Annotated in this window: 8 protein-coding genes; all 8 read right to left on the bottom strand. The window is 46.6% G+C overall.

Going from position 1 to position 9,520, the window contains the following annotated elements:
• Positions 1-44: 44 nt before the first annotated feature.
• A complete protein-coding gene (locus FKV70_RS23695) occupies positions 45-452 on the bottom strand; it encodes a 3-hydroxyacyl-ACP dehydratase FabZ family protein (RefSeq protein WP_013368718.1) in 408 nt (135 codons plus the stop codon).
• 4 nt (positions 453-456) lie between these two features.
• Complete coding sequence (gene fabF / locus FKV70_RS23690) at positions 457-1,701, bottom strand: beta-ketoacyl-ACP synthase II (RefSeq protein ID WP_142614748.1); 1,245 nt, start codon at positions 1,699-1,701, stop codon at positions 457-459.
• A gap of 20 nt (positions 1,702-1,721) precedes the next feature.
• A complete protein-coding gene (locus tag FKV70_RS23685) occupies positions 1,722-3,422 on the bottom strand; it encodes a thiamine pyrophosphate-binding protein (protein ID WP_142614747.1) in 1,701 nt (566 codons plus the stop codon).
• Positions 3,419-4,642 (bottom strand): aldehyde dehydrogenase family protein, encoded by a 1,224-nt coding sequence (locus FKV70_RS23680; protein ID WP_063208415.1) that lies wholly within the window; start codon positions 4,640-4,642, stop codon positions 3,419-3,421. The genes FKV70_RS23685 and FKV70_RS23680 overlap by 4 nt, the downstream gene beginning before the upstream one ends.
• Before the next feature lie 44 nt (positions 4,643-4,686).
• Positions 4,687-6,147, bottom strand: a complete 1,461-nt coding sequence (locus FKV70_RS23675) for a class I adenylate-forming enzyme family protein (protein ID WP_142614746.1) — start codon at positions 6,145-6,147, stop codon at positions 4,687-4,689.
• A gap of 12 nt (positions 6,148-6,159) precedes the next feature.
• A complete protein-coding gene (gene fabI, locus FKV70_RS23670; protein ID WP_063208412.1) occupies positions 6,160-6,930 on the bottom strand; it encodes an enoyl-ACP reductase FabI in 771 nt (256 codons plus the stop codon).
• A gap of 419 nt (positions 6,931-7,349) precedes the next feature.
• The gene (locus FKV70_RS23665; protein ID WP_063208410.1) at positions 7,350-7,883 is read right to left on the bottom strand and encodes a hypothetical protein; all 534 of its coding nucleotides are present in this window, start codon (positions 7,881-7,883) and stop codon (positions 7,350-7,352) included.
• A gap of 287 nt (positions 7,884-8,170) precedes the next feature.
• Entirely contained in the window at positions 8,171-9,508 is a 1,338-nt protein-coding gene (locus tag FKV70_RS23660) for a TrkH family potassium uptake protein (RefSeq protein WP_063208408.1), read from the bottom strand.
• Positions 9,509-9,520 lie beyond the last annotated feature (12 nt).

Below are 9,520 nucleotides of genomic sequence, written 5' to 3'. Positions count from 1 at the left end.
ATTCAGGAGGACAAAAAGACAGTTTAACGTGCGCTTCCACTCCGTCATTGATCAAGTGAAACAATTTCCTCCGCCTCAGCTACCAGTCGATCACCTACGGTAGCCCGACCACTTCCGAGAATATAACCACGCCGACGCTTGACCACTTCAAAATAGAGGTCAATTCGGTCCCCAGGCTTCGCGAAGCTATGGAAACGAACGCCATTGAGGTTGGTCAGATATGAAATACCTCTTTTGTCAATCGCAGCGAATGCCGCTAGTTGTGCGAGCGACTCCACGATCAGCATAGGAGGCATGTATGGATTAGCCTCTGTAATAAACCACTCACTCCGGGTAACAAGCTTGTACCCCTTCGCCCATTGCGACGTTTCGTACCCGGTCACGCCATCGAGCAGAAGAAATGGGTACCTGTGCGGAAGCACATCCTCAATACGGATTAGCTCTTCGCTCACAGGCTTATACCCCCTCCCACTTACGAACGGCAAGACAGACGTTGTGCCCTCCAAAGCCAAAAGAGTTACTAATCGCCGCACGGACTTCACGTTCCTGATATACATGCGGTACAAAATTAAGTTCAGGGGCTTCGGGATTGTCGCAATTCAGTGTCGGTGGTACTTTGCTGTGGATCATGCTCTGTACCGTTGCAATTAATTCGACTGCCCCTGCACCGCCCATTAAATGGCCTGTCATGGATTTAATAGACGATATCGCCAAACGGGGGGCATGCTCTCCAAATACTTTTTGAATAGCGTTAATCTCCATTCGGTCATTAAATGGCGTACTCGTACCGTGGGCATTGACATAGTCAATCTCCTGCGGTGTCAAGCCTCCATCTTGCAGTGCTATATTAATCGCTTCTGCCGGGCCAGAGCCTGAGGGATCTGGAGCCGTGATATGATATGCATCTGTTGTGCATCCGTAACCCGCCACTTCAGCCAAAATGGTGGCCCCCCGGTTCAAGGCATGCTCCAACTCCTCCAGCACTAGAATCCCTGCTCCTCCACCGATGACAAAGCCATCGCGATCCGTATCAAACGGGCGACTGGCCTTCTGAGGCTCTTCATTACGTCTGGAGAGAGCGTGAATATTCGCAAAAGATGCCAGATCAAGCTGACTAAAGTTGGCCTCTGCTCCTCCAGCTACTACGACATCAGCCGTGCCGTACTGGATCGTACGTAATGCTTCGCCGATGGCATTGCTTCCTGTAGCACAAGCTGTAACCACAGCAAACGAAGGTCCCTTAGCTCCAATAGCAATAGAGATTTCGCCAGGCGCAGAATTAATCATCATTGAGGAAACAAAATAAGGCGAAACCCTTTTAGGACCCAGTTCTGTTAGTTTCCGGTAGTTCTCCTCTATGACATCAAGCCCGCCTGCACCAGAACCGACGATAACACCCACACGGCCTGCATTCCGTTCATCAATGACTAACTTCGATTGCTCGACTGCCTGGCGGGCAGCCGCCAAGGCGAATTGAGTGAACTGTGCAACCTTTTGTGCTTCCTTTTTGCTCATATACTCCAACGGGTCAAAGCCCGTAACTTGTGCACCAATTTTTGTTGGTATATTTGCTGTATCGAAAACAGTGACAGGTCCGATTCCACTTTTTCCTTCCAGCAGTGAATTCCAGAAATCTGTAAGATGAAGCCCGATCGGCGTTACGACTCCCTGTCCTGTCACTACAACACGTCTTCTCACCATACCCACGTCCTTTGCTGAAATTAATTCTTGGAAGCCTGTTGCTCGTAGAGAGGAAAGTCGCCATATACATGACTAATTTTCTCATGCACATCTGCAAGATCAGCAAATACCTCGACGACCACAAGCTTGTTCTCCTTGTACTTTTGCCAAGCAAGCTGAAGCTGTTCCCGAGCCTCCCCCTTGCTGCGAATCGCCAGACTTTCGACAAACTCATGCTGGGGAATTTGGATTCCTGTCTTGGCCGCCTCCGAAACAAATGGGAAGGCCTGTCCTGAGATATGCTTATAATTCATCTGATTTTGCAGCCAACCGTAGCCGCCATTATTAAGTACAAGGTAAATTACCGGTATTTGATACTGTACCGCCGTCATAAAATCTGAACAAAATAGATTGAATGCACCGTCACCTACAAGCGCTACTACCGGGCGTTCTGTCGCCACACTTGCCCCGAGAGCAGCGGCCGCACCGAATCCAAGACTCGTTTGGTCACTGGGAACAATCGAAAGTGAACCTGAGGTAAAACGGAAATATGGATAAAAGTAGGACCACATATCCTGCAATCCGTTCTCTTGTAGAAGCACCAGGTCTTCAGGGAGCTCCGTCTGAATCATGTCCAACAGCTCTGGGACGTGGATGCCGGGGGTCCTTTTCAGCTCTTCCAGATAATTAGCCCTCTGAGAAAAGGCCTGCTGTTTACATCTCCCGATCATTTCAAGCCATGCGCTATCGGGCTCCTGCCCGCGCCGTTCAAGCCATTGCTCCACTGCCGCATATCCATCACCAAGCACCTTGATGCCCCTGAATTCGTGCGCGAAATCCTCCAGCTCTACATTGACTTGAATCAAAGGTGTATCCTGCAGCAAAATATCCCACTCGAACGTAGCCGTTTCTTCCAATCGACTGCCCAGCGTAATGACCACATCGGATTCCTGCCAGATCTGTCTCAGACTAAGGTCGGTATAGAGCCCAGCAACACCACAGAAAAGTTCATGATCTTCATTCACTACAGTCCGTCCCGAAGCAGTTGCGAATACAGCTGCTCCATGTTGGTTAGCGAACCGCTCAATCACATCGCTTGTCCCTGACTTCATTCCGCCGCCGACCAAAACGAGTGGCCTGCGGGCATTCTTAATGATGCTCCATGCCGCATCCAGTTCCCGCATAGATGGAGCGCACGACAGCTTTTCTAGCGGGGCAAACTGAATGTCTGCTGGCACAGGCTGGTCCATCAGGTTTTCAGGTAGCTCGATATAGACAGGGCCCGGTGCTCCATTGATAGCCAAAAAGGCAGCCCGTTCCATCGCCCATACAAGCCGATCCACATGCTCGACACGATAAGCCCATTTGACGAGCGGCTTCACGAGTGAGATTTGATCGGCTTCCTGAAAGGATCGAGTACCCAGCTTGTCTCCTCCGGTGCCAAGCGCCAAGAGTAAGAGCGGAGCGCCCAGGTTCTTGGCCTCCAGCAGTCCCGTAAGTGTATTGCTGAGCGCAGGACCTTTCCCCACAACACATACAGACATCTGGTTAGTTGTGAGTGCATAGCCTGCGGCCATAAACACGGCATTACGCTGGTCTTTGCACAAAATAAAATCCATACCGGATGAGGGGAGTGACGCTACAATATTGAGATCGTCACTTGGCAATCCAAAGAGGTGCTGAACTCCAGCCGATTTTAAGTAGCCAATGATGGCATCCCAGGGGGATATGCTCGCGGTCATACCAAACTCCTCTTTTCTGACAAATATTCTGCGACAATTTCCGAGATCAAGATCGGCTTCGAAACGAGCTTATAATCGTAAAAAATATAGTTCGACATCGTGCCGTAGCCGCCAAAAGGCTTATTGCCTTGATCCACGTCCTCAAGTGTTTGATTAATGGTCAATGTGTGCTTCTTTCGTAGAACGTCACTCAAATGCTCTGATCCGTATAGGCTGCAACCCATTGCACGTTCACTGAAATAACTGGAGGAAATGCGCTTGATCAATTGCTCGTCATCTTGGTAGCTAACTACATTGAAAACTGGCGAAAAATACTCAATAATCTCCAGATTCTGCTCCAATTCACTGTATACAACCGTTGGCTCCATCTTTTTCGTACGGAAATCAATGCCGCCGCCGTAAATAATAAACTTATCGTTCGTATTAAAATATTCAGAGACCGAATAGAGTGTATCTTTATAGAATATAGGGGAGTAGTTCGCATTAGGGTCATTGTTGGCTCCAAATACGAGTTCATCAAGCCGTTGAATCAGCAAGTTTTTGAATGGCTCACTCACTTCTTGATGTACCAGGATGATGTCAGGTCCCAAGCAGTCCTGTCCGGAATTGAACAATCTCATGCGAATCACATCGGTAACCGCCAGCTCCAGATCGGCATCTGGTCCAATGATAAAAGGATTTATCCCTTGCCCATAAAAAATGTAGAGCTGATCTTTTCGGATCTGCTTTTTGATCTTCTCCGCATTAGTGTAGCTTCCGGTAAACACCACAATATCAGCCGGCATCACGGAATTCTCCATGAACACCTTCTGGCTAACTTTACGAATATAGATAGGTAATTCGTGTACAGCTTGGAGCTTTTCATGCAGCATGTTGACGTACTCGTTTACGTGAGAAGAAGGGCGAAAGTCTATATTTTCAACGTACAGGGACGGAATCAAGAGGTATAATGCATAGGAGTACAAAATGACGTTGGAAGGCATAAATACAGCCATAGATCGTTGCCAGCTTGGTTGATGGGTCTGCACTTCTTGTAATGCACCTTGAAGTGTGAGGATCGTGGAGTCGATTTCTGCATTGGCGGCCCGATAGGATGAAAATTGTGTGAGAATATCCATCACTTCCTGCCGATTTTCAATCAAATAATGGAGGCATTTCAGAATAGATTCATGCCTTTTCAGAAACAGTGTGTTTTCTGCCAGTTCTGGATTTATACTCATGGCACATTCTCCCTTTCCTATATGCAGTTTTAGTAAATATCTTGTTATGCCTTGCGAGAAGCAGCTTTCTCAAGAGCAACGCGCTCCATCTCCAGACGATCTACTTTTCCATTGCGATTTAAGGGAAAATGATCGAGCGGAAGCAAAAGATCAGGAAACATGTAAGAAGGGAGCACCTGATTCATCTCTTTGCGGAGCACAGGTAAGACCTGTGAAGATTCATTTTCGATGAATGCAACAAGCAATGTCCCTTTAGCCTCATCCTCTAAGGTGATCACGCAGGAACGGTAGCCTAGTGAACCAATCCGATCCTCGATATAGACGGGAGAGACCATGTAGCCCATCCGATTGACCGTCTTACCGTTGCGACCAATAACATACAGCATTCCGTCATCCAGATAGCCCAGATCTCCTGTCTTGAACCAGCCATCCTGTAGAACGGATTGTGTCAGGTCCGGACGATTCAGATAACCTTCCATGCATCCGGCACTTCGTATCCACACTTCGCCTACGACACCGTCTGCCTGCTGGTTGCCCGTAGAATCTAGTATCTTCAAATCCACACCAGGTAATGGTTTGCCACAACCCTTCGGACAATCCAGCGTTCCCAGCGTAACGTTGCCCAATTCAGATAGACCGTAACCATTCAGCAGGGGCTGTCCAAATATGTTGTAAAATTTCTCTTCGAGGTCTTGAGTAAGTGGAGAGCCGCCTACGCACCACATGCGGACTGGAGATTGCTTGATCATTTCCAGTTGTTCGGGTTTTCGGCTTAGCATACGCAACAAGGTGTAAAAAGCAGAGGGGTTCGCGTCTACGACCGTCGCCCGGTCTTTCGTAATACTTGCAATGACGCTCCAGAGGTTTTTAGGATTACAGATGATGAGAGAACATGAGGTTAACCACCAGGAGAAGATAAGTGAAATTCCATAAAAATGAGAGAAAGGCACCACAGGGAGCATATGGTCAGACGGTATGTAGTTCATGGCGTGTATGGAATGCCTGATATTCTCCATAAAAGCTGCACCAGCTTTTACGATTCCCTTGGGTTTTCCCGTCGTACCTGAAGAATACAGAATAAGCGCATCCGATCTCTCGCACCACTTATTAAAGTCGAGGGGTTCGGGCTTTGGCTCTCCCACCCAATGCGGGTGTACTGCTTCTTCTTGAATGAGATCTTGAATCAGAATAACGAGAGCATGAGGAAGTTCTAAAGCAGAATCGGTCAGGATGCAACAGGCACCTGCCTCATCATAGATTTGGGCCACCTCATCGATTACAGTCTGCTCGTCCACCACAGTTACCGAAACTGCGAGATGACACAGGGAGAACAGCGATACAACAAACCAATAGGAATTGGCCGCTTTCAGAATTACTCTACCGTTATCGGGAATTCCTCTGAGAGCCAACATCCGTGAGAAGATCATCACGTCCCGCTCCAGACGCTCCCTGCTCATAATCCCTTCAGGCGAGATAATACGGCAATCCGTATGCGTAATAAGCACAACGTTCCCCCCTTACATCCCCGTAATGTGGTATCCAGCATCTACATGGATCACTTCACCTGTAATGCCTCTAGATAAATGGGAAAACAGGAATAACGCCGTATCTCCGACTTCGGACGTATCCACCGTCTTGCGTAGGGGCGTGGTTTCTTCAATATGCTTTAGCATTGTGTTAAAATCTTTAATGCCATAGGCGGCCAAAGTACGTATAGGACCCGCCGAAATTGCATTTACACGAATGCCATAGGTACCCAGATCATTCGACAGATAGCGCATGCTCGCTTCCAGTGAAGCTTTCGCTACGCCCATAATGTTGTAATTCTTGATCGCTCGTTCTGCACCGATATACGTCATGGTGACAATACTTCCACCCTCCGTCATCAGCGGGTATACTCGGCGGGATACAGCAGCCAGAGAATAGGCACTGATTTCTTGAGCCACTGCGAATCCCTCGCGAGAAGTGTCGACAAATAAACCTTCCAAATCCTCAGCCTTAGCAAACGCAACACTGTGGAAATAACCGTGTAAGACGCCTACCTTCTCCTTAAGGAAATCCGTCAGCGCGTCCAATTCTTCATCGCTCTGTACATTGCAAGGACAGACAATGGAGCCCGGAATGGTTTCAGCGAGCTTTAGCACCCGTTCTGCAACCCTCTCATTTTCGTAAGTAAAAATGAGATTTGCTCCTTCCGCAGCTAAAGACTGGGCTGTCCCCCAGGCAATACTCCTGTTATTCGCCACACCCATAATCAAAATGTTCTTACCACTCAGTAGTACTGCCACAGAAACCACCTTTCTTTTTTACATTTTTAAACATAATAACAACTTAATTTCGTTTGTCTACATATATAGACATAAATAATCTTTCCTGGAATATTATCTCGTCAGTTGCCAAACATATATAGTCGACGTTTTAGGCAGATGACAATAATATTTTAAAAATTGTAAACCTTGTTTTTATTGGTCTGTGTTCAAATCGGAAGGAATCCATGCGTGTGAAAAGGTAGAGAGGAACAATAAGGTGATTTTCAAAGCGAGTTCCATATAAAAATATCATAGTTTTATAAATATTTCCATTGTAACGATAGACTCACCCCACCATCGGAAGGAACTACTTCATTTTCACCATCCATGATCCTCCGATTTGAACATCCTGAGCAACCAGCCTGACCTGATCTAAGCTTGAAGCTTTTTATCTAAGGCTAAGCCTTATGTTTATGTTTTTTAGGAGCTATCGTATAGCTAAAGGAGACAACAAAGTCGATTGCCAGAACGATCGCCCATGTTTGCATAATGCCCTCCAGTGCCGCTGTACGCTGCGGATCACCTACATATACAATAATGGCGAGCAATAAAGCGTTGCCTATAGCCCAGCCCAAGAGGTGAAGCAACCAGCCTATCCGTTCCTCTTTTGCATGAGCAGCACCATACTTGCGTTCAGGCTTGGGTCCCTTGCCAAACCAATGAGAGAAACGCACATCTGCCCACTTAATTAGTCTGTGACCAAATGCCACCGTAATACCAAAGTAACAGGCCGCCAGGCCAGTAGCAGTCGTAATCTCCATGCCACTTCTCACCGTGATGAACACCGCAATCAGTAACAGGATATCAATAATTGGGGTAAATAGTAAAAGAAGACCTCCTAATTTCTTCAACCCAAACATATACCTTGCGGCTAACCCTGCAACTACAAAAACCCAAAATAAAACCTCAGCACTAATAATAAATAAATACATAATTAGACGATTCCTTTCAATTTTGAAATTGGTGTTCCCCTAAGTCCCCCCCTTCATGCCCACTATCATACAATATTATACATAAAATTCCTAGTATTTTGTCTATAATTACATAAAAGGAAACAAATAGCCGTTTTTTTACAAAGGATTTACGTTTGTTTAATGTATTTCCTCTTACTCTCAAATTGGGCATTTTTCATGATATGCTGCAAATAAAGGATTATGATATGTACAATAAAAAAAGATGCACCCCTGATCAACATGGGTGCATCTTTTATATAGATAAGCTATCCAATTACAACATGTCCTTCGGGACGACGGTACAACGTCTTGGTCGAACGTGGGCGAATGGCATAGGCAATCGTAAGAGGACCGATTCGGCCAATGAACATGGTCACACAAATAATCAGCTTGCCTGCGTCGGATAATCCTGGCGTCACTCCTAGAGACAATCCTACCGTTCCGATTGCAGAAGACGCCTCAAATGCAAGCGAGAGAAATGGGGCATCCTCTGTCATTAAGAGTAGTATAACCACAATCGAGAATATAAATAGTCCCAACACTATGATGGTCAACGCCCGCATCATAATATCTTGAGGAACCCTATGACGGAAAAACACAATTTCCTTCTGTCCTCGCATAACGGCAATTAATGCCCCTACCATCAGCAGAAACGTAGTCGTTTTAATTCCTCCTCCAGTAGAGCCTGGAGAAGCACCGATAATCATCAGCAGCATAATAAAAAACTGACTGGCCTGCCTTAACCCACTGACATCGATTGTACTTGTACCCGATGATCTCGTGGAGATGGATTGAAAGACAGCGGCATATACTTTTCCTTCCCAGTTTAGCGCGCCCAGGGTTCGTGCATTAGTAAACTCAAAAATAAATAGGACCAGCGCACCAATTACAATGAGCGCTCCCGACACGCTTAGCACCATTTTAGAGTGTAAAGTTAGTCTCCGGGTACGACGGAAATCGAACAAGTCGCTGAGCACAAGGAAACCCAATCCTCCCGAAATCACAAGCACAGATGCAATCATATTGAAAACAAAATCTCCAGTATATTGCTGAAAGCTAGTCCCGAACAGATCGAAGCCACCGTTATTAAAGAGAGATACGGAATGAAATATCCCATAATATATGGCCTGTCCGACAGGCATTTCTCGCATCCAGCGCAAAGCCAAGACGACAGCTGCAATCGCTTCAATGGTAAAAGAAAAGATCAGCACCTTGCGAATAATGCGCACGATCCCTTCCATACTATCGGCGTTAATCGCCTCCTTAAGCAGCAACCGATCCTTCAACGATAGTCGTCGCCCCATTAACAGCGCAAATAAGGTCGCCAGAGTCATAAAACCCAGCCCGCCCAGCTGCATTAACACCAAAATGACGGTTTCTCCAAATACGGTATAGGTCGAATTAACGTCAACAACGACTAATCCTGTGACACAAGCAGCAGAGACGGACGTAAAAAGCGAATCAATCCAATGCGGAGCATGTCCACCATGATTGGCAACAGGAAGCATCAGTAGTAAAGTCCCCAATGCAATAATCAATAAATATCCAATGACCAATATAAAAGGGGGCGATGCGAACCGACTAAGCTTGACGCTGCGTTTCATCAGAAGTATTCC

Source organism: Paenibacillus ottowii (assembly GCF_006874425.1).
GTDB classification, from domain to species: Bacteria; Bacillota; Bacilli; order Paenibacillales; family Paenibacillaceae; genus Paenibacillus; species Paenibacillus ottowii.
The sequence above is the reverse complement of the archived record's forward strand: the minus strand, read 5'-3'. Positions and strand labels throughout refer to the sequence as shown.